Annotated in this window: 19 protein-coding genes and 1 tRNA gene; 15 read left to right on the top strand and 5 right to left on the bottom strand. The window is 61.5% G+C overall.

The genetic code is table 11. The features are described from left to right. Window positions 1-82: 82 nt before the first annotated feature. Together IEX53_RS00710 and IEX53_RS00705 are read left to right on the top strand one after the other, a co-directional pair. Window positions 83-1,060 carry a hypothetical protein gene (locus tag IEX53_RS00710; RefSeq protein WP_188820458.1) on the top strand — a complete coding sequence of 326 codons (978 nt, stop codon included), beginning with the start codon at window positions 83-85 and terminating at the stop codon, window positions 1,058-1,060. Further along, window positions 1,060-1,308, top strand: coding sequence for a hypothetical protein (locus IEX53_RS00705; protein ID WP_188820456.1), 249 nt, complete (start codon window positions 1,060-1,062; stop codon window positions 1,306-1,308). The genes IEX53_RS00710 and IEX53_RS00705 overlap by 1 nt, the downstream gene beginning before the upstream one ends. A gap of 136 nt (window positions 1,309-1,444) precedes the next feature. Here the strand turns inward: IEX53_RS00705 and IEX53_RS00700 are convergent, their stop codons facing one another. Beyond that, window positions 1,445-1,975, bottom strand: a complete 531-nt coding sequence (locus tag IEX53_RS00700; RefSeq protein WP_188820454.1) for a hypothetical protein — start codon at window positions 1,973-1,975, stop codon at window positions 1,445-1,447. 261 nt (window positions 1,976-2,236) lie between these two features. Next, window positions 2,237-2,310, bottom strand: a tRNA-Gln gene (locus IEX53_RS00695). A 241-nt stretch (window positions 2,311-2,551) separates the two neighbouring features. On the opposite strand from IEX53_RS00695, the gene crcB reads away from it, so the two are divergent. The 6 genes from crcB (at window position 2,552) to IEX53_RS00670 (ending at window position 6,487) form a co-directional block, all read left to right on the top strand. After that, entirely contained in the window at window positions 2,552-2,932 is a 381-nt protein-coding gene (crcB, locus tag IEX53_RS00690; protein ID WP_188820452.1) for a fluoride efflux transporter CrcB, read from the top strand. A gap of 7 nt (window positions 2,933-2,939) precedes the next feature. Next, window positions 2,940-3,347: a CrcB family protein gene (locus tag IEX53_RS00685; RefSeq protein ID WP_188820450.1), complete on the top strand. Its 408-nt coding sequence runs from the start codon at window positions 2,940-2,942 to the stop codon at window positions 3,345-3,347. A 163-nt stretch (window positions 3,348-3,510) separates the two neighbouring features. Then, window positions 3,511-4,953: a Ppx/GppA phosphatase family protein gene (locus IEX53_RS00680; protein ID WP_188820448.1), complete on the top strand. Its 1,443-nt coding sequence runs from the start codon at window positions 3,511-3,513 to the stop codon at window positions 4,951-4,953. 148 nt (window positions 4,954-5,101) lie between these two features. Then, entirely contained in the window at window positions 5,102-5,812 is a 711-nt protein-coding gene (locus IEX53_RS00675; protein WP_188820446.1) for an RlmE family RNA methyltransferase, read from the top strand. A gap of 41 nt (window positions 5,813-5,853) precedes the next feature. Next, complete coding sequence (locus tag IEX53_RS23735; RefSeq protein WP_236015977.1) at window positions 5,854-6,153, top strand: toxin-antitoxin system TumE family protein; 300 nt, start codon at window positions 5,854-5,856, stop codon at window positions 6,151-6,153. A gap of 10 nt (window positions 6,154-6,163) precedes the next feature. Beyond that, complete coding sequence (locus IEX53_RS00670; protein WP_188820444.1) at window positions 6,164-6,487, top strand: HVO_A0114 family putative DNA-binding protein; 324 nt, start codon at window positions 6,164-6,166, stop codon at window positions 6,485-6,487. 6 nt (window positions 6,488-6,493) lie between these two features. Here the strand turns inward: IEX53_RS00670 and IEX53_RS00665 are convergent, their stop codons facing one another. Continuing rightward, entirely contained in the window at window positions 6,494-7,903 is a 1,410-nt protein-coding gene (locus IEX53_RS00665; protein ID WP_188820442.1) for a DHA2 family efflux MFS transporter permease subunit, read from the bottom strand. A 242-nt stretch (window positions 7,904-8,145) separates the two neighbouring features. Here IEX53_RS00665 and IEX53_RS00660 point away from each other — a divergent pair, with 242 nt between their 5' ends. Next, the gene (locus tag IEX53_RS00660; protein ID WP_188820441.1) at window positions 8,146-9,129 is read left to right on the top strand and encodes an MBL fold metallo-hydrolase; all 984 of its coding nucleotides are present in this window, start codon (window positions 8,146-8,148) and stop codon (window positions 9,127-9,129) included. Window positions 9,130-9,299: 170 nt separating this feature from the next. Here IEX53_RS00660 and IEX53_RS00655 read toward each other — a convergent pair whose 3' ends face one another. Next, a complete protein-coding gene (locus IEX53_RS00655) occupies window positions 9,300-10,649 on the bottom strand; it encodes a chloride channel protein (protein ID WP_188820438.1) in 1,350 nt (449 codons plus the stop codon). A gap of 199 nt (window positions 10,650-10,848) precedes the next feature. Between IEX53_RS00655 and guaB the strand changes: the two genes are divergently transcribed. Then, window positions 10,849-12,342 carry an IMP dehydrogenase gene (gene guaB, locus IEX53_RS00650; RefSeq protein WP_188820436.1) on the top strand — a complete coding sequence of 498 codons (1,494 nt, stop codon included), beginning with the start codon at window positions 10,849-10,851 and terminating at the stop codon, window positions 12,340-12,342. A 271-nt stretch (window positions 12,343-12,613) separates the two neighbouring features. Continuing rightward, on the top strand, window positions 12,614-13,030 hold the full coding sequence (locus tag IEX53_RS00645; protein ID WP_188820434.1) for an MAPEG family protein: 417 nt from the start codon (window positions 12,614-12,616) through the stop codon (window positions 13,028-13,030). A 314-nt stretch (window positions 13,031-13,344) separates the two neighbouring features. On the opposite strand, the gene IEX53_RS00640 is transcribed toward IEX53_RS00645, so the two are convergent. Further along, window positions 13,345-14,274, bottom strand: coding sequence for a hydrogen peroxide-inducible genes activator (locus IEX53_RS00640; RefSeq protein WP_188820431.1), 930 nt, complete (start codon window positions 14,272-14,274; stop codon window positions 13,345-13,347). 135 nt (window positions 14,275-14,409) lie between these two features. Between IEX53_RS00640 and katA the strand changes: the two genes are divergently transcribed. The 4 genes from katA (at window position 14,410) to guaA (ending at window position 19,807) form a co-directional block, all read left to right on the top strand. After that, window positions 14,410-15,906 carry a catalase KatA gene (katA, locus tag IEX53_RS00635; RefSeq protein ID WP_188820429.1) on the top strand — a complete coding sequence of 499 codons (1,497 nt, stop codon included), beginning with the start codon at window positions 14,410-14,412 and terminating at the stop codon, window positions 15,904-15,906. A 105-nt stretch (window positions 15,907-16,011) separates the two neighbouring features. Further along, window positions 16,012-17,298 (top strand): RsmB/NOP family class I SAM-dependent RNA methyltransferase, encoded by a 1,287-nt coding sequence (locus IEX53_RS00630; protein WP_188820427.1) that lies wholly within the window; start codon window positions 16,012-16,014, stop codon window positions 17,296-17,298. Between the two features lie 177 nt (window positions 17,299-17,475). Continuing rightward, window positions 17,476-18,132: a 5'-methylthioadenosine/S-adenosylhomocysteine nucleosidase gene (locus tag IEX53_RS00625; RefSeq protein ID WP_188820425.1), complete on the top strand. Its 657-nt coding sequence runs from the start codon at window positions 17,476-17,478 to the stop codon at window positions 18,130-18,132. Window positions 18,133-18,244: 112 nt separating this feature from the next. Further along, a complete protein-coding gene (guaA, locus tag IEX53_RS00620; protein WP_188820423.1) occupies window positions 18,245-19,807 on the top strand; it encodes a glutamine-hydrolyzing GMP synthase in 1,563 nt (520 codons plus the stop codon). Window positions 19,808-19,822 lie beyond the last annotated feature (15 nt).

The raw sequence follows: 19,822 nt of genomic DNA, 5'->3' as shown, positions 1-19,822 counted from the left end.
GGAAGTCCCGTTAGTCGCAGGGACAAAGCATTGCTTGCCGCCTTGTCCCTGTCCAACCGTTAGACACGCGAAGGAGGACAATATGGCAGCACTCGCAAATACAATCATCGCCGATCCTGATGACACGCTTGCCGATCTTGATTTGAGCAGCAGCGGCACGAGCATTGCACCTGAACCGGCACCTTTGGCCCTTGTGGTTTCTGTCCCGGCCATCCCGGCCTTACCGACCGCGCCCGCGAACGAACGCGATGCTTTCTATGCTTCCTTGGAAGCAAGCGAGGCCGCAGAGCTACAGGCGACCGCTTCGCGCATCAACAGCCGTCACCGCGCCGCTGTCGCTGGCCTTATCGAAACAGGCAAAGACCTTATCAGGATCAAGGATAGCATTTCCGGCCATTTCGATAAGTGGTTGAAGATCGAATTTGAAATGTCGAAGGGTTCGGCATGGAACTACATCAACACCGCGTTGCACTTCGCCGATGTGCCAAAGGTTGTTGAAATCCTTCCGCCCGCCACGGTCTACAAGTTGGCCGCGAAGGCAACCCCGGAAGACGTGCGTAATGCGGTGGTTCAGGAAATCACATCCGGCGTGGTCCCAACAAAGCAGGACGTGGAACGCCGCATTGCGGAGGCTAGGCAGCGGGCAGCGGACGAAGAACGCGCCCGGAAGCAGGCAGAGCACGAGCAGGCCGAAGCAGAGCGCCAGAAGCGCGAGGACGAACAGGCATGGCAGGCGCGAGCGAAAGAACTGACCGGAGCCGGAAAGACGGAAGCCGAAATCCAGAAGGAGCGCCAAAAGTGGGAAACCGCGACGGCGAAGAAGGCGCGCGAGAAGGATAACCGCCTCAAGGCGAAGCAGAAGCGTGAGGAAGAACAGCAAAGGGAACATGAGGCGCGGCAGGTGGAACGCGACCTTCAGCGCCAGACGGCCTACGAAGCCGCCGACTTTATCCGGGAGCGCCTTGGCGACGATCTCGAAGCCTTCCGGTCCCTTTTATCTAAGGCCGATAGTTGGACTTTCCATCAGATTCTTATCAACGAAAATAAGGAAACTGCTTGATGCTTGACCATGAAGATATTCGTGCGGCGGCAGACTATGCCACACATGTTCATCGCCGCGATGCTAAGGTGGAATATGAGCGCTGGGGTTTGTCGGCGCAAGCTATCGATGAGCTTTTAGAAAAGAAGTTTATGACGCCCGCCGCCCTTATTGATCGCACACGGGCCGATTCTCTGACTGAGGACTATATGCAGCGGGAACTTAGTCCTGCTACGTTCCGTGAAATCTGGACCTATAGGCGGAAGTAGTGCCGCGTCGTCGGCCCGCTTGCCACAACTAAACACGAAGCCCGCCGATGAAAACCGGCGGGCTTTTTGTTATCTCAAGAGGCAGGTGCTGGATTCGACAACAAGTATCGGGGAGAATGCCGCTATGCTGTTTTTTTTAGCAGCTAGGCCAACTCGCAACCAACTGTAAGCATGATCCAATAATGAAGGTCCATACCGCCAATTTAAAGTAGCGGTTTTCAGAAAGCACAGTATTGTCTAGCGAGCGCTCAAGAGCTTCTCTTACCTGTTTGTGACTGAGTTCGATTAAATCCGTGCGTAATATCGGCGCAGGTTTTTCTATCGCCTGCGGTGACAGATTTAAGTTCTTCCGTATTTTATCATGCGCACGTCTCAAAGAGTATCTTGCTGGAGCAAGACCAAAAAGGCCGCCATTGCGCTTTGAATTAAGCCTATCTGAAACTATTTCAGATCCAACCAACAATGGCGGTATTGTAGTTGCCCTCTCAAGCGCTTCGTGTTTCGCTGCTATCTTCTTCAATGCGTTAAATGTATTTTGAATCTCAAATCGTGATATCCATTTATATACCTTGGTTGCTGTAGATGTTAGCAATAAACCTGCAATTGTCGTCAAGACCAAGCCGCTAAACGCAAGCCATTTGGCCCATGGCATGAGCGCTGCACACATTCCGACTGCCCCCGAACTCAAAATGCCGTCTTCTGATATGCGACGGATTCCGCACACGCAAGGTTGTGCAGCGAGGATTTCACAACATGGTTTCTCACTCGCCTGAAGATCGCCCCGACCAGAGTCCGGCCCGGCGATTCGTCATGATTGGGAATGTGCCAATATCCGCCCGTTTACCCCATGTGGATCATCCACAAGAGTGTAACACTTAGCATTTTCTAATGTTCGCTAAACGCTTGAAATCATTGAGAAAAACACCGTTGGCTGGGGAACCTGGATTCGAACCAGGACTAACGGAGTCAGAGTCCGTGGGTCTACCGTTAACCTATTCCCCAAAACGCCAGTCATTCCAACGTTTTGGAACCGTGACCGAACGTGGGTGATGCGATTTGCGCACCGCTCTCTCGTTCGGTGCCGCCTTCTAGCATATTTGCCGGTTCAATCAAGTCCCTGAAAACGCATTTTCGGAATATTGATGAGGAATGGTGAAGGCGTCCATATCCCGCGTGCCTGTCCGGTGCTATGAGAGGCCGATAAATGCAGGTGTTGCGGCGAATTAAGCGACCGAGGGGGCCAATGAGCATCGGGGCGTGTCTTCTTGTGCTGGTTGGCGGGTTTATCGGCGGAATCGCCCGGTTTTCCTTCGCCCGATTTGTCGATGGCCGGGCGGGGAGGGCCTTTCCCTGGGGCACGCTTGTGGTGAATGTGAGCGGTGCGTTCCTCGCCGGCTCGGTCGCCGGGCTGGCCCATTCCGCTGGCGGCCTTTTCGCAAGCGACATGTTCCACGAATTCGCCATGGTCGGCGTGCTCGGCGGCTATACCACCGTTTCGTCCTTCGTCCTGCAAAGCCTCGATATGACGAGGGAAGGGCGCTTGCCTCCGGCGTTCTTTTATATAGCCACGTCCGCCATTCTGAGCGTGGCCGCCGCCTTCGCCGGTTTCTCTCTTGCCGCATGAGGGGATAATGAGGCGAGCAGAAACAGCAAAACTTTATTTGGCGGTTGGCTGCGGCGCAGGCGTGGGGGCGTTTTTGCGTTTCCTGAGCGGGGCAGCCATCGCGGAACTCGGGGCAAATCCGCTCTGGGCAACCGCCCTCGTCAACATTGTCGGTTCCTTCGTCATCGTCTTCTTCGCTGCATCGACCGGCCCCGCTGGCCGCTGGCATGTCGGCCTGGCGGCGCGGCAATTCGTGATGGGCGGCATCTGCGGCGGCTTTACGACCTTTTCCGCCATGAGCGTCGAGACGATCCTGCTCATGCTCGGTGGCGAGCCCATGCGTGCCACCTTCCATATCGTATCTGTCGTCGCCCTTTCGCTTCTGGCCGGTTGGGTCGGCCATATGCTGGCGAAGAGGCCGAAGGATAAAGCATGATCCCAAAGTTGCAGACTTATGGATAAGATCCTGCGGCTAACCCAAAACTCTTCCGAGCCCTTGGTTATTTTACAAAGCGCTGTTACATTGTTCACAACAAGAAGAGTGACAGCGCCTGCCTGCGTCTTTTGACAAGTTCGCGCGGCGCTTTGAGGACAAGACCTTGAAGAACCCCGACGAGGACGCGAGCTTCGCGTCATTTGATGGGGCGTCCGGTGGCAATTGGGTAGCGGATGATGTCCGCAAGTCCACCGTGAAGGCCAGGCGGAAGCATCGCCGGCCAAGGACCGCATCGGCCGAGCCGCGTCCGGCTGCCGATTCGGGGCGCCCCGATGGTGAAGAGAAAAAACGCGCGCGCCGTCGCCGGCGCGGCAAGGCGAAAGCGCGTGGCGGCGCGGCGCATGCCGTCAGCCCCGCCGAGCCGGGCCCCGCCCCATCCGCGTCCGCCAAACCCACCCACCGCCGCCGCTCGAAGCGCGGGAGAGGCCGTGCGATCGCCGCGCCTGCGCCCGACGCGGCACAGGAAAAACGCGCCGCGCCGGCGGGAACGGCAAGGCCGCAAGGCGGGGTGCGGATTTCCCCCGCAGCGCGGGCCGATAACGCTCCGCTCTATGCCGCGCTCGACCTTGGCACCAACAATTGCCGCCTGCTGGTGGCGTCGCCGACACGGCCCGGCCAGTTCCGCGTGGTGGATGCCTTTTCGCGCATCGTCAGGCTGGGCGAGGGGCTGGGCTCGACCAGCAGGCTTGGCGACAACGCCATGAACCGCGCCGTCGAGGCATTGAAGATCTGCAGCGACAAGCTTGCCTCCAAGACCGTTAGCAAATCGCGGTTGATCGCCACCGAGGCCTGCCGCGCGGCTGAGAACGGCGCGGAATTCCTGGCGCGCGTGAAGGAAGAGACCGGCCTCGAGCTTGAGATCGTCGACCGGCAGACCGAGGCGCGCCTTGCCGTCTCAGGCTGCGGCACGCTGGTCGACCGTGACGCGGAGGCCATCGTGCTTTTCGATATTGGCGGCGGCTCGTCCGAGATCGCGCTCATCGATGTGTCGCGCCGCCGCTCGCCACGCCTGGCCGAGCATATCGTCGCCTGGACCTCGCTGCCCATCGGCGTCGTCACCCTTGCCGAGCGCTTTGGCGGTCGTGTGGTGACGCGCGAAAGCTTCGCCGCCATGGTCGGCCATGTCGCCGAGATGATCGAGGGTTTCTCGGACCGGCACAAGCTGGGCGAACTGGCGGAAAGCCCGCGCTTCCATCTGATCGGCACCTCAGGCACGGTAACGACGCTGGCGGGCATCCATCTGGGGCTTGAACGCTATGATCGCAGGCGCATCGACGGCATGTGGATGGACAAGGACGATGTGACCAGCATGACCGCCCGGCTCCTCTCCTGGGATTTCGACGCGCGCGTCGCCAACCCCTGCATCGGCGCGGACCGGGCCGATCTCGTGCTCGCCGGCTGCGCCATTCTCGACGCCATCCGCAATGTCTGGCCGAGCCAGAGATTACGCGTCGCCGACCGGGGCTTGCGCGAGGGCATATTGACGGAATTGATGTCGCGGGACGGCGCATGGCGTCACTCCCGGCCAAATCCAGGGAATGCGTAAAGCATGTCTCCCAAAAGTGGGAACCGGTTTTGGGCAAAGACATGCTTAAAAAAAACCTAAAGCGCGTTGCATGAGTGCGATTAAACGCAACGCGCTTTAGGACAGTTTCCACTCGGATTTGGCGTAAATACAAGGAATACAATCGTTCATGAAAAAACCGGGCGGAGTGAAAGCCGGGGGCAGGGGTGGCGCGGGCACGCGCGGCCTGCACACGCGTGTGAAGAAGAAGGCGGGGACGATCAAGGAATCCTCGCGCCGCTGGCTGGAGCGCCACTTGAACGATCCCTATGTGCTGAAATCCAGGCAGGAGGGCTACCGCTCCCGCGCGGCTTACAAGCTGATCGAGATCGACGAGCGCTATCATATCCTGAAGAAGGGCCAGAAGATCATCGACCTCGGCGCCGCCCCCGGCGGCTGGAGCCAGATCGCCGCCAGGATCGTCGGCTCGACGGATGAGGACCCGCATGTCGTCGGCATCGATTATCTCGATGTCGATCCCTTGCCCGGCGTGACGCTGCTGAAGATGGATTTTCTCGACGAGGCGGCCCCGGAAAAGCTGATCGAGGCGCTGGGCGGCCAGCCCGATGTGGTGCTCTCCGATATGGCGGCCCCCACCACCGGCCACCGCCGCACGGACCATTTGCGCACCGCGCATTTATGCGAAGTCGCCGCCGATTTCGCCATCTCGGTGCTGAAGCCCGGCGGCCATTTCCTGACCAAGACCTTCCAGGGCGGCACGGAGAACGAACTCCTGACGCTTCTGAAACAGAACTTCCGCTCGGTCCACCACGTGAAGCCGCCCGCCTCACGCGCGGAGTCGGTGGAGCTTTACCTGCTGGCGCGGGATTTCAAGGGGTGATGGAGTTGACTACACCAGTGTGTTGATGTAGTCTGCGCGATATGGGGGCAGCAAGAAAAATTATTAGACGGCGCATTGATCTGACGGAGGATTCGTTTGTGGAATTATCCATTTTCGAAGTGCCCAGACCCCTCGCCGGATCGAAGCACAGTTTTAAGTATCGCCTTGCCTATGTCGTATCGCGGGAGTGTGTAATGCGGTACGATAATGAAGTGGGAAAAGGTGATCACAAACATATCGGCAGAAAACAATTCCCCTATCACTTTGTCGATGTACGGACATTGTTACGTGATTTCGACGCGGAAGTGGAAAGGATGAGACGTGACGACACTAAGGATTAATGTCGCCTCCATGAAAGAGGTCATTGCCGAAACCGTGCGCGCCGTGGAGTCCGGCGTCGAGGCAACGGAGGACTTCTACACCTTCCTCACTTATGAAGATCTTTACCGCACACTCACGCCGAAACGGATTGATATTCTCGATGCGATGAAAGGCAAGGGCGCGCTGTCCATGCGGGAAGTAGCCCGGCTGGTGGGGCGTGATTTCAAAGGTGTTCACACTGATCTTAATGCCATGCGTCTCATTGGTTTGATCGATAGCGCCCCCGAAGGCGGTGTGATCCTCGCCTATGACGAACTGCACATAGACATCACCCTTGCCGCCCGCGCGGCTTGAGCCAGTTCACTTCCCCACCGCCGCATCGCCCGCCTGGTTCTTTTCGATCTTCTTGTGCAGTTCGCGCCCGGCATCCGGCGCGAGCTTGACGAAATAGAAGACGGAGAGGGCGGAGGCGAAAGCCACCACGAAAAAGGCGATGTGGAAGTCTTCCAGCCGCAATGGCCCGCCATGGGCCGCAGTGCTGATCTCTAGCACCACGCCTGCCAGCGCGACGCCGAGGGCGATCGAGATTTGCTGAGCCACCGAGGTGATGGGCGTCGCCTGGCTGGTCTGGGTGTCCGGGATTTCCGCAAAGGCGAGCGCGTTGACCCCGGTGAAGAACAGCGAGCGGATGATGCCGCTGACGAGCAGCAGCGGCATGATGAGCGTATAGGGCGTCAGCGGCGTGAAGAGGCCGTTCACCGCCATCAGCGCCGCGGATACCAGCGAGCCGGCAATCAGGATGCGGCGGAAGCCGAAACGGGCGAAGACGCGGTTTACACCGAACTTCATGGTCATTGCGCCGACGGCGATGACGAACGTGACCATGCCCGATTGGAACGGGTCGAGGCCGAATCCGATCTGGAACATCATCGGCAGGAGAAAAGGCATGGCGCCCACGCCGAGCCGGAAGATGCTGCCGCCGATGACGGCGGTGTTGAACACCTCGTTCTTGAACAAGGAAAGATCGAGCAGCGGATTGGGTGTCCGCTTCGCATGCCACACATAGAGAATGCTTGCGGCAACGCCGGTGATGATGGTGATCACACCGATCATCGGGGGCATATAGGGCATGCTCACCACGGAAAGCCCGAAGATGATGGCCGACATGCCGATGCCGGACAGGAAGAATCCCGGCCAGTCGAGCGGCCTCAGCGAACGCTCCGTGTCGTCAGGCAGGACTCGGGTGGCAAACCAGATGCCGAGAAACCCGATGGGCACATTGATGAGGAAGATCCAGTGCCAGCTGAAATAGGTGGTGATGAAACCGCCGACCGGCGCGCCGATCAGCGGCCCGACGAGCGCGGGAATGGTGAGCCACGCCATGGCCGAAACAAGCTCGTGGCGCGGCGTCGAGCGCACCAGCACCAGCCGGCCCACCGGCGTCATCATTGCGCCGCCCACGCCCTGCAGGAAGCGCGACACGACGAAGGCGACGAGCGAGTTCGAGATTGCGCAGGCCACGGAACCCACCACGAAGACGGCAATCGCCGCGCGAAAGACATTCTTCGCGCCGAAACGGTCGGCCATCCAGCCGCTGACCGGGATGAACACCGCGAGCGAGACGAGATAGGCGGTGAAGGCCAGCTTCAGGGCAATGGGACTGGTGCCGATATCAGCTGCAATGGCCGGGAGCGAGGTGGAAATGATGCTCGAATCCATCTGCTCCATGAACAGCGCGACGGCCAGCACAAGGGGTATGATGCGGTTCACGATTGAAATCCAATCATGGCGGAGGGAAGGGGCGGGATATTTGTGATGCCCGCGCGCGTGCGCGCTTTTCTACGCCTATCCTGTCCTGTTTCATCTCACAATCCGGTGATGTTTTCTAAAACAACCGAATGTTCTATTGTCATCAAGCATGTGTTATTCCTGTTAACAGGGTCTAAAGGCAGGGCCTCCTGCGGTCATGCCGAGCAAGGCCAATAAACCCAAGGGAACAGGAGAGTGAATGCATGCAGTCTGCAACGATTTCCCGCCGCGCTCTGTTCCAGGCATCCGCGGTTATCGCGGGCGGCCTGGCTTCGCCGCAAATCATGATCCGCGCGGCGGAGGCCGCCGTGCCGCTTTCCGACGCGAAGCCCACGCGCTTCAACCGCTTCAAGCTGGGTGATTTCGAGGTCACGACCATTCTCGACGGTCTTCGCCCCGGTGACGGGCCGTATCCGACCTTCGGCGCCAACCAGAGCGAAGCCGCGATGGCCGAGCTGATGCGCCAGAACTTCCTGCCCGAGTCGAAATTCGTCAACGGCTTCACGCCGGTTCTGGTCAACACCGGCTCGGACCTCGTGCTGTTCGACACCGGCTTCGGGGAAGGGGGCCGCGCCAACGGCCTCGGCCAACTCGCCGCCACCATGAAGGCGTCGGGCTATTCCCCCGATCAGGTCAGCCTCGTGGTGCTGACGCATCTGCATGGAGACCATATCGGCGGCTTGACGGAAGGGGAGAAGCCGGCATTTCCCAATGCCCGCTATGTGGTGGGCCAGACCGAATATGATTTCTGGAGCAGCCCCGACCGCACCGGCACACCCGCCGAGGGCAATGCCAAGATCGTCAAGGCCAAGGTCGTGCCGCTGGCGGAAAAGACCAGCTTCATCAAGCCGGGCGATGCCGTCGTGGCGGGCATTACCAGCGAGGACGCCTCCGGCCATACGCCGGGCCACATGATCTTCCGTCTGGAATCAGGCGGCAAGCAGCTGATCCTGACGGCGGACACGGCGAACCACTACGTCGCCTCGCTGCAGCGGCCCGACTGGCACGTGGCCTTCGACATCGACAAGGACCGCGCCGCCAACACCCGCAAGCGTGTCTTCGACATGATCGCCACCGACCGCCTGCCTTTCATCGGCTACCACATGCCGTTTCCCGCCATCGGCTATGCCGAAAAGCTCGATATGGGCTACCGGTTCGTGCCGGTGAGCTATCAGTTCGAGATATAGAGAAGCGAGTTCGCACCCTCCCTCCCCCTTGCGGGGAGGGTGGCCCGAAGGGTCGGGTGGGGGTGGTGACGTTTACGCCTGTGCTGAAGATCGTGGTGCAAACGTCACCACCCCCATCCGCCCGCTAACGCAGGCACCTTCCCCGCAAGGGGGAAGGAGGGTGCGAACTTCTACAGCCCTGCCGCCGCTTCCCGTTCCTTCTCCCGCGCCCGCCTTTTCCGCAGCGCATCCGCCAGATAGCCCCGTGACAGGCCATGATAGAGTGGCTCGTGCGAGATGAGCCGGGCCGCGCCATAGCCGATCATCGAGGCGCACATCAGCGGGATGACATTGTTGTGGTTGCCCGTCATTTCGAGGATGATGACGAAGGCGGTCATCGGCGCCTGCACCACGCCCGCAAAATAGCCGGCCATGCCGAGCACGGCGGCAAGGCTGGCATTGGCGCCGAAGAGGAGTCCGAGCGACGAGCCAAGACCCGCCCCGACCGCCAGCGAGGGCGCGAAGATGCCGCCGGGAATGCCCGAGATCGTCGAAAGCAGGCCCGCAAGGAACTTGCCGAGGAAGAAGAGCGGCGGCAGGGAAGACCCTTCGATGGCGCTTCTGGCCTGCGTGTACCCGGTGCCGAAGGTTTCGCCATCAGAGAGGACCCCGATCAGCGCCACGGCGAGGCCGCAGGCAGCGGCGATCATCATGATGCGCCCGAGCGGCCATGGCTGGACCAGCCGCTTGATGCGCCGCGCCGCATAAAGCACGGCGGCGCTGAAGATCGCCCCGACCAGTCCGCCGACGGCTCCGCACACGAACACCAGCGCCCAATCCTCGCCGCCTGAGGTCGTCACGCTGGTGGTGCCGAAATAGGTGTAGTTGCCCACCAACCCCAGCGAGGCGAGGCCGGCGAGGATGACGGCGGAAACCACCAGCCCGTTGGTGCGTGCGGCATAGGCCCGGCCCATTTCCTCGATGGCGAAGACGATGCCCGCCAGCGGCGCGTTGAACGCCGCCGCGATGCCCGCGGCCGAACCGGCGAGAATCAGCCCGCGCGCCTGCTCCATCCCGCCGATCTTGGCCGAAAGCAGCATGATCGACGCGCCCACCTGCACGGTCGGCCCCTCGCGGCCGATGGATGCGCCGGAAAAAAGCCCGACGATGGTGAGGAAAATCTTGCCCAGCGTCATGCGCAGCGAGAGCAGCCCCTCGCGGTCCTCGTCATGGGTCAGATGCCGCGCGGCGATGGCCTGCGGAATGCCGCTGCCCTCGGAATTGGGAAAATAGCGATGGGCCATGAAGGCGCAGAACACGAACCCGACAGGCGTGATGATCAATGGCAGCCATTCATGCCAGCCGCCTCCGGCGGTGAGGCCCTGGAACAGCTTCTGCGCCTGATCCGCCGCATAGGCGAAGGCGACGCTGATGCAGCCGATCGCCAGCGCGCCCGCCCAGAACACCAGCCGGGGTTTCCACAACCGGGGCGTCCAGATGACATGGGAACGTCTGAGCACACGTCTATAGGCGGGATGCACAATCGGATTCCTTGCTTCAAGTCCTTGTTTCTACGTCCGGTTTAACACGGATGAGGTGAATGAAAACAATATATTGTGTTTTCGGCCCTTCCCATCTGGACATATCCATGTTACCAGCCCGTGCCAATCCAAAGGATGCATAACGAACTCGTCGCCCCGCGCAGGGTGCGGCGTTTTCTTCATTTAAAGAGGAATTGGCATGTCACGCATCATTGAATCCTCCACCGGAGCCCTCGCTCTCACTTTCGATGACGTGCTCTTGCAGCCCGGCCATTCCGAGGTGATGCCGGGGCAGACCGATATCCGCACCATGATCGCGCCGGATATCGAGTTGAACCTGCCGCTCCTCTCCGCCGCCATGGACACCGTCACGGAATCGCGCCTTGCCATCGCCATGGCGCAGGCGGGCGGTATCGGCGTCATTCATCGCAATCTCTCGCCCGAGCGGCAGGCCGAGGAAGTGCGGCAAGTCAAGAAATTCGAATCCGGCATGGTCGTCAATCCGGTCACCATCGGCCCCGACGCGACGCTGGCCGAGGCGCAGGCGCTGATGCGCGCCCATCGCATCTCCGGCATTCCCGTGGTGGAAGGCAGCGCCAACCGCCCCGGCCGCCTCGTCGGCATCCTCACCAATCGCGATGTGCGCTTCGCTTCCGACCCGAAGCAGAAGATCCACGAGTTGATGACGCGCGAGAAGCTGATTACCGTGCGGGAGAATGTCGAGCAGGAAGAAGCCAAGCGCCTGCTTCACCAGCACCGCATCGAGAAGCTGCTGGTCGTGGACGATGAAGGCCGCTGCGTCGGGCTCATCACCGTCAAGGACATCGAGAAGTCGCAGCTGAACCCCAACGCGGCCAAGGACGCGCAGGGCCGTCTGCGCGTCGCGGCGGCATCGAGCGTCGGCGATGACGGCTTCGAGCGCGCCGAGCGGCTGATCGATGCGGGTGTCGACGTCCTCGTCATCGACACCGCCCATGGCCATTCGCAGCGCGTGCTCGACGCCGTGACGCGGGCAAAGAAGCTTTCCAATGCCGTGCGCATCATCGCCGGCAATGTGGCGACGGCGGAAGGCACGCGCGCCCTGATCGACGCGGGCGCCGATGCGGTCAAGGTCGGCATCGGGCCGGGCTCCATCTGCACGACGCGCATCGTCGCGGGCGTCGGTGTGCCGCAACTGTCGGCCATCATGTCGGCGGTGGAGGCCGCGCATAAATTCGGCGTGCCCGTCATCGCCGATGGCGGCATCAAGTTCTCCGGCGATTTCGCCAAGGCGCTGGCAGCAGGCGCTTCCGCCGCCATGGCGGGCTCGCTGCTCGCCGGCACCGAGGAAAGCCCCGGCGAGGTCTATCTGCACCAAGGCCGCTCCTTCAAGGCCTATCGCGGCATGGGCTCGGTCGGCGCCATGGCGCGCGGCTCGGCGGACCGCTATTTCCAGGCGGAGGTGCGCGACGAGCTGAAGCTGGTTCCCGAGGGCATCGAGGGCCAGGTCGCCTATAAGGGCCCGGTCGCCGGCGTGCTGCATCAGCTGGCGGGAGGGTTGCGGGCCTCCATGGGCTATGTCGGCGCGAAGAACTTGCAGGAATTCCGCGAAAAGGCAACCTTCGTGCGCATCACCAATGCGGGCCTGAGAGAAAGCCACACGCATGACGTGACGATCACGCGCGAAAGCCCGAATTATCCGGGGAATGCGTAAGGCGGGCGATAAACGATAGAACGGCTGGCGGGACAGCAACCCCCCTCTGTCCTGCCGGACATCTCCCCCACAAGGGGGGAGATTGGCTGTGAGGGCTGGTTTCGCTAATCGCTAACCTTCTCATCGCCAACCTTGCAGAATAAATGCCGCCATCAATGAAGGCCAATCTCCCCCCTTGTGGGGGAGATGCCCGACAGGGCAGAGGGGGTTACTGTCCCGCCAGCATTTCCGCAGTAAAGCCAACAACGCAACGAGGGGGAGAAACCAAACCATGTCCCAAACCGCCATCTTCTGGCCGATGATCGTGCAGACGGCGCTGATCTACGCCATCTATTTCACCACCTCCATCCGCCGCGTCAAAGCCGTCAAGACCGGCGTTGCGCGGGCAGGGGACTTCAAGCTGCCCTTCACCGAACCGGCCCCCAGCGCCACGGCCATTCGCAATCTGGCAAATCAGTTCGAATTGCCGGTGCTGTTCTATGTGGTCTGCCTGTCGCTCTATGTGCTGAACGGCGCGACGCTCATCGCCGTTCTTCTCGCCTGGGCCTTCGTCATCAGCCGCATCCTGCATGCGGGCGTGCATGTCACCTCGAACGATCTGCGGCTGCGCCGTCCGCTGTTCATCGCCGGGATCGTGATCAATGCGCTGTTGTGGGTGTGGTTGGCGATGTGGCTGTTGCGGGGCTGATAAATAAGGCGCCAAGCGCCCTCGTGGTTCGAGGCTCCCCGAACCCGAACCGTTCGACAAGCTCCCGGTTCGGGTCCGGCTCGCACCTCACCATGAGGGTTACTGAAATGTCGTTCCTCTTCCAGCATAGGCTCCTTGAGCGCCGGCACCCCTTCACCTCGCCCTTCGAGGCTCGCTACGCGAGCACCTCAGGATGAGGGTGAAGGGGCGCCGGCGCTCAGTAGCCCTCATGGTGAGGTGTGAATGGAGCGCAGCGGAATTCGCCTCGAACCACGAGGGCGCTAGGCGCTGATTCCACCAAAGCATGAATGGCTCTAAAACGCGGATCCCGCCATCTCCTTCTCCCCCAACTTCAGCACCCCCGCACTCTCCCCCACACATCCCGCGAGCGCGCGGAAATCCTCCTGCCGCTCGCTCTGCCTTCGCCAGATGAGCCCGATCTCTCGTTTCGGCTCGCTTCCTGCAAACGGCACGATGCGAATCTTCATCCGTGACGCCTCGGCCCGCACGGCGATTTCGGGGATCAGCGTCAAGCCCATGCCGTGGCTCACCATTTGCAGCAGCGTCGCCATGCTGGTTGCGCCATAGTTCACCAATTGCCTTGTCTTCGTCGCCGAGCACACCGCCAGCGCCTGCTCGCGCAGGCAATGGCCTTCCTCCAGCAGCAACAGCCGCTCCACCGCCACATTCTCCTGCGTCAAGGGCGACGACAGAATGTCGTGATCGTTCTCCGATGTGGCGATGAGAAACCGGTCCTGGAACACAGGCTCGACCATCAGCCGGTCATCCTCAACCGGCAGGGCCGCCACGACAGTGTCGAGGTCCCCGGCGCGCAAATCCTCCAGCAGCCTGGAGGTGACGGCTTCCTTCAGCACCATCTTCAGGGCCGGATAGCGTTCGCGCAAAAGCGGGATCAGCACCGGCACCATATAGGGCGCGATGGTGGGGATGATGCCGAGCCGGATGCGCCCTTGCAGCACGCCGTTCCGCTGCGCCGCGATTTCCTCCAGCGCCTGGATCTCCGCCAGGATGCTGCGAATACGGGGCAGCAGCCTGTGGCCCATCTCCGTCAGCATCACGGATTTGCGCGTCCGCTCGAAGAGCTGCGCGCCCGCGATCTCCTCCATTTCAGCGATCTGCGCCGAGAGCGCGGGCTGCGAGACATGCGCCAGCTCCGCCGCCTTGCGAAAGTGCAGCGTGGTTGCCAGCGCTTCGAAATAGCGCATTTTCCTGACGGTGAACATGATAGGATTTGCTTATCAGAAATCACATCAAATTCAATTGGAAGTTATAATTAGAATAATTCCATATTGTCGGCACGAGACGCTGGCAGTTTGTCCGGCCCGACCAATCGTTTTCATGGAACAGAGGAGCATTTCATGGCTGACCGTCCGACATTGACCACGACCGCAGGCGCGCCGGTATCCGACAATCAGAATTCGCTGACAGCGGGCGAGCGCGGCCCGGTACTGCTGCAGGACTATCAGCTGATCGAAAAGCTCGCCCACCAGAACCGCGAGCGCATCCCCGAGCGTGTCGTCCACGCCAAGGGCTGGGGCGCGTACGGCACGCTGAAGATCACTGGCGACATCTCCGCATTTACCCGCGCCAAGGCCTTGCAGCCGGGCGCGGAGACGCCGCTCATCCTTCGCTTTTCCACCGTGGCGGGCGAGCTTGGCGCAGCAGATGCCGAGCGCGACGTGCGCGGCTTCGCCATCAAGTTCTACACCGAGGAGGGCAATTGGGATCTGGTCGGCAACAACACGCCGGTCTTCTTCGTGCGTGACCCGCTGAAATTCCCCGATTTCATCCACACCCAGAAGCGGCATCCGAAGACGAATCTGCGCTCCGCCACCGCGATGTGGGATTTCTGGTCGCTCTCGCCCGAAAGCCTGCACCAGGTCACCATCCTGATGTCCGACCGCGGCCTGCCGGTCGCGCCGATGTTCATGAACGGCTACGGCTCGCACACCTATTCCTTCTGGAACGATGCGGGCGAGCGCTTCTGGGCAAAATTCCATTTCAAGACGCTGCAGGGCCACAAGACCTACACCAATGAGGAAGCCGAGCAGGTCATCGGCAAGACGCGTGAGAGCTATCAGGAGGAACTGTTCGGGGCCATCGAGAGCGGAGAATTCCCGAAATGGAAGGTTCAGGTGCAGATCATGCCGGAACTCGACGCCGAAAAGACGCCCTACAACCCCTTCGACCTGACCAAGGTCTGGCCCCATGCCGACTACCCGCCGGTCGATATCGGCGTGCTGGAACTCAACCGCAATCCGGAGAACTATTTCGCGGAGATCGAGCAGGCGGCTTTCTCCCCGTCAAATATCGTGCCGGGCATAGGCTTCTCGCCCGACAAGATGCTGCAGGCGCGCATTTTCTCCTATGCAGACGCGCATCGCTATCGCCTTGGCACCCATTACGAGGCTCTGCCCGTCAACGCGCCGCGCTGCCCGGTTCACCATTATCACAAGGATGGCCAGATGAATTTCTTCGGCCAGAAGACCGGCAGCCAGGATGCCTATTACGAGCCGAACTCATTCGAAGGCGCGGCGGAAAAGCCCTCCGTCCAGGAGCCGCCGCTCAGGATTTCCGGCGATGCCGACCGCTACAACCACCGCATCGGCAACGACGATTATTCGCAGCCGCGCGCGCTCTTCAACCTTTTCGACGCCGGACAGAAGGCGCGCCTCTTTTCCAATATCGCCGCTGCGATGAAAGGCGTGCCGGGCTACATCGTCGAGCGTCAGCTGGCTCATTTTCAACTGGTGCATCCGGATTATGAGGCTGGCGTGCGGGCCGCGCTGAAGGAAGCCCACGGCTACGAAGCGACCGCAATTTCCAACGAGGAAAAGTCGGTGGCGGCGGAGTAAACCTCCATTATTGTTGTATGGTTGAAGCCGGGGTTCGCGCCCCGGCTTTCTTTTATCCGCCGGGGAGCGTATGCGAAGCGTATAGAACAAACATAAGGAAATGACATGCGGCTGGGCGGACGCCTGCAGGCGGCGATTGAAATTCTTGATGATATCGAGACGCGGAAGCGGCCGGCTTCCGATGCGCTGAAGGATTGGGGCCTATCGCACCGCTTTGCCGGGGCGGGCGACCGCGCGGTCATCGGCAATATCGTCTACGACGCGCTGCGCAGGAAATCATCCATCGCCTGGCGCATGGACAGCGCCGATGCGCGCGACATCGCCTATGGCGCACTCCTTTCCGATGCCGAGATGAGCGCCGAGGCCGTCGACGCCGAACTGAAAGACGACAAATTCGCCCCCGCGCCGCTCGACGAAACGCGCCTCGCCGCATGGGCAAGCCGCGATCTCGCCGCCGCGCCCGGCCATATCCGCGCCGACGTGCCGGAATGGTGCGCCGAGCATTTGCAGGCGCTGTTCGGCGAAGGCTGGGTGGAGGAGGGGGCTGCACTCGCCGCCCGGCCGCCGGTGGACCTGCGCGTCAACACGCTGAAGGCAAGCCGCGACAAGGTGCTGAAGGAACTGGCGCGGGCCGGAGCAGAAGCCGCGCCGTTGCTGTCAGGCGCGGTCCGCATCCCGCCGCTGCGCGCGCTGGGCCGCCATCCGAACGTGCAGGCCGAGCCGGCCTTCCAGAAGGGCTGGTTCGAGGTGCAGGATCTGGGTTCGCAGATCGCCGCGCTTGTCTCGGGCGCGGAACCGGGCCGGCAGGTGCTCGATTATTGCGCGGGCGCGGGCGGCAAGACGCTGGCTCTCGCGGCCATGATGGAAAACCGCGGCCAGATCCACGCCTTCGACGCCGAGAAGCCACGCCTTGCCCCGATCTTCGACCGGCTGAAGCGCGCCGGCGTCCGCAACGCTCAGGTCCACGCCAATCCCGAAAATCTCGGGCCCCTCGAAGGCCAGATGGACATCGTGCTGACCGACGCGCCCTGCACCGGCTCCGGCACCTGGCGTCGCCGGCCCGATGCGAAATGGCGTCTCTCGCCGCAGCAGCTGGAACGGCGTGAAACCGAGCAGCGTGAAGTGCTCGATGCCGCCAAGCGCTATGTGAAGCCCGGCGGACGGCTCGTTTACGTCACGTGTTCGCTGTTTTCGTCCGAGAATAACCGCCAGATCGAGGCATTCCTGCGTGAAAACCCTGACTATAGCGAGATCGACGCGGCAAGACTTTGGCATTCCGCCGTGCCCGATGCAAATGAGGCTGCGCCTGTCTTTCCCGATCACGGCATGGTGCTTTCGCCGGAGCGGACATTTTCGGACGGGTTTTATATCAGCGTGTTGCAGCGCCAATAGCCCCTCACCCTTACCCTCTCCCCGCAAGCGGGGCGAGGGGGGCGCCGTCGTTGGAGTACTTTTTTCTACCCTTCGCCTGGCATAAAAAGAGGCGCAACATCCATGTCCCCCTCGCCCCGCTTGCGGGGAGAGGGTAAGGGTGAGGGGCATTCCACCACGTGGCCGAGGAGAAGTAGCATGATCACCCCCATCGCCAACCGCAAAATCCTCTTCGTCATGGCCGCCGAGCCGGAATATGGCCCGCATCTGCGCAAGCTGTTCCAGCCCTTGACGACCGGCATCGGCCCTGTGGAAGCCGCCGTGGTGCTGTCCTCCACCCTCACCAGCCTCGCCGCAAACAACAGCCTGCCCGATCTCGTCGTCTCGCTCGGTTCCGCTGGTTCGCGCTCGCTAGAGCAGGCCGAGGTGTATCAGGCCACCCACGTCTCCTACCGCGACATGGACGCCTCGCCTCTGGGCTTCGAGAAGGGCCGGACGCCGTTCCTCGACTTGCCCGCCATCCTGCCGCTGCCATACCGCATCCCCGGCGTCCCGCAAGCCACGCTTTCCACCGGCGCGAACATCGTTTCCGGCGCGGCCTATGACGCCATCGACGCCGATATGGTCGACATGGAAACCTTCGCCGTCCTGCGCGCCTGCCAGCGCTTTAATGTGCCGCTCATCGGCCTGCGCGGCATTTCCGATGGTGTCGCGGAGCTCGGCCGCATCGAGGACTGGACGGAATATCTCCACATCATCGACGAGAAGCTGGCGCTCGCCGTGGGCCGGCTGGAAGAGGCGCTGGAGCATGATCCCGAAAAGTTGCAGACTTTTCGGGCAAGATCATGCGGCTAAAAATGAACGGCTTGCTCAACCCTGTTGAAGAAGCGCTCGCCTCCTGACATCACCTGTCAGGAAGGCCCGTTTGACCATTGCATTCGGCGACCTTTTTCTCTAGACGCTGCGCATGAGCACCACAGCACACCCCGACACCGTCCTCATCATCGATTTCGGCAGCCAGGTCACGCAGCTTATCGCCCGCCGTGTCCGCGAAGCCGGCGTCTATTCCGAGATCGTCCCCTTCCAGTCCGCCGAGGAAGGCTTTCACCGCATCAAGCCGAAGGCGGTGATCCTCTCCGGCGGCCCTGCCTCCACCACCGAGATCGGCAGCCCACGCGCGCCGCAGATCGTCTTCGAGGCCGGCATTCCCGTGCTGGGCATCTGCTACGGGCAGATGACCATGTGCGTCCAGATGGGCGGCGTAGCAGAAAGCTCTGACCATCGCGAGTTCGGCCGCGCCTTTGTCGAGATTGAAAAAAGCTGCCCACTGTTCGAAGGCGTCTGGGCTGAAGGCACACGCCATCAGGTTTGGATGAGCCATGGCGACCGCGTCGTTTCGCTGCCTGATGGTTTCGAGATTTTCGGCAAGTCGGAAGGTGCGCCCTTCGCCGTATTCGGCAATCCAGCGCGCAAGATGTACGGCATCATGTTCCACCCGGAAGTCGTCCACACTCCCGACGGCGCAAAGCTCCTGCAGAATTTCGTTCACAACATCGCCGGCATCAAGGGCGACTGGACCATGGCCGCCTATCGCGAGCAGGCCATCGCGGCGATCCGCGCTCAGGTCGGCAAGGGCCGGGTCATCTGCGGCCTTTCGGGCGGGGTCGATTCCTCCGTCGCCGCCGTGCTGATCCACGAGGCCATCGGCGACCAGCTCACCTGCATTTTCGTCGACCACGGCCTGATGCGCAAGAACGAGGCGCAGGAAGTGGTCGCCATGTTCCGTGAGCATTACAACATCCCGCTGGTGCATGTGGATGCTTCGGACCTGTTCATCGGCGCGCTGGAAGGCGAGACCGACCCGGAGAAGAAGCGCAAGACCATCGGACGCCTTTTCATCGAAGTGTTCGAGGAAGAGGCGAAGAAGATCGGCGGCGCGGATTTCCTGGCGCAAGGCACGCTCTATCCCGACGTGATCGAGTCCGTCTCCTTCACCGGCGGCCCCTCGGTGACGATCAAGTCGCACCACAATGTCGGCGGCCTGCCCGAGCGCATGAACATGAAGCTGGTTGAGCCGCTGCGCGAGCTCTTCAAGGATGAAGTGCGCGAGCTGGGCCGCGAGCTAGGCCTCCCCGACCATTTCATCGGCCGCCACCCGTTCCCCGGCCCCGGCCTCGCCATCCGCTGCCCCGGCGGCATCACCCGCGAAAAGCTGGAAATCCTACGCAATGCCGACGCAGTCTATCTCGACGAAATCCGTAAGGCCGGGCTCTACGACGTGATCTGGCAGGCCTTCGCCGTGCTGCTCCCGGTCCAGACCGTGGGCGTGATGGGCGACGGCCGCACCTATGAATATGTCTGCGCCCTGCGCGCGGTGACCTCCGTGGACGGCATGACGGCGGATTTCTACCATTTCGACATGGAATTCCTCGCCCGCACTGCCACCCGCATCATCAACGAAGTCAAGGGCATCAACCGCGTCGTCTATGATGTGACCTCGAAACCTCCCGGCACGATCGAGTGGGAGTAATTTGACGGCCCCGCC

It is taken from the genome of Paramesorhizobium endophyticum, from assembly GCF_014640615.1.
Classification (GTDB): Bacteria; Pseudomonadota; Alphaproteobacteria; order Rhizobiales; family Rhizobiaceae; genus Paramesorhizobium; species Paramesorhizobium endophyticum.
The sequence above is the reverse complement of the archived record's forward strand: the minus strand, read 5'-3'. Positions and strand labels throughout refer to the sequence as shown.

Coding starts and splice junctions, on each gene's coding strand:
- IEX53_RS00710 (WP_188820458.1), top strand. CDS start 83: ATGGCAGCACTCGCAAATACAATCATCGCCGATCCTGATGACACGCTT.
- IEX53_RS00705 (WP_188820456.1), top strand. CDS start 1,060: ATGCTTGACCATGAAGATATTCGTGCGGCGGCAGACTATGCCACACAT.
- IEX53_RS00700 (WP_188820454.1), bottom strand. CDS start 1,975: ATGTGTGCAGCGCTCATGCCATGGGCCAAATGGCTTGCGTTTAGCGGC.
- crcB (WP_188820452.1), top strand. CDS start 2,552: ATGAGCATCGGGGCGTGTCTTCTTGTGCTGGTTGGCGGGTTTATCGGC.
- IEX53_RS00685 (WP_188820450.1), top strand. CDS start 2,940: ATGAGGCGAGCAGAAACAGCAAAACTTTATTTGGCGGTTGGCTGCGGC.
- IEX53_RS00675 (WP_188820446.1), top strand. CDS start 5,102: ATGAAAAAACCGGGCGGAGTGAAAGCCGGGGGCAGGGGTGGCGCGGGC.
- IEX53_RS23735 (WP_236015977.1), top strand. CDS start 5,854: ATGGGGGCAGCAAGAAAAATTATTAGACGGCGCATTGATCTGACGGAG.
- IEX53_RS00670 (WP_188820444.1), top strand. CDS start 6,164: ATGAAAGAGGTCATTGCCGAAACCGTGCGCGCCGTGGAGTCCGGCGTC.
- IEX53_RS00660 (WP_188820441.1), top strand. CDS start 8,146: ATGCAGTCTGCAACGATTTCCCGCCGCGCTCTGTTCCAGGCATCCGCG.
- guaB (WP_188820436.1), top strand. CDS start 10,849: ATGTCACGCATCATTGAATCCTCCACCGGAGCCCTCGCTCTCACTTTC.
- IEX53_RS00645 (WP_188820434.1), top strand. CDS start 12,614: ATGTCCCAAACCGCCATCTTCTGGCCGATGATCGTGCAGACGGCGCTG.
- IEX53_RS00640 (WP_188820431.1), bottom strand. CDS start 14,274: ATGTTCACCGTCAGGAAAATGCGCTATTTCGAAGCGCTGGCAACCACG.
- katA (WP_188820429.1), top strand. CDS start 14,410: ATGGCTGACCGTCCGACATTGACCACGACCGCAGGCGCGCCGGTATCC.
- IEX53_RS00630 (WP_188820427.1), top strand. CDS start 16,012: ATGCGGCTGGGCGGACGCCTGCAGGCGGCGATTGAAATTCTTGATGAT.
- IEX53_RS00625 (WP_188820425.1), top strand. CDS start 17,476: ATGATCACCCCCATCGCCAACCGCAAAATCCTCTTCGTCATGGCCGCC.
- guaA (WP_188820423.1), top strand. CDS start 18,245: ATGAGCACCACAGCACACCCCGACACCGTCCTCATCATCGATTTCGGC.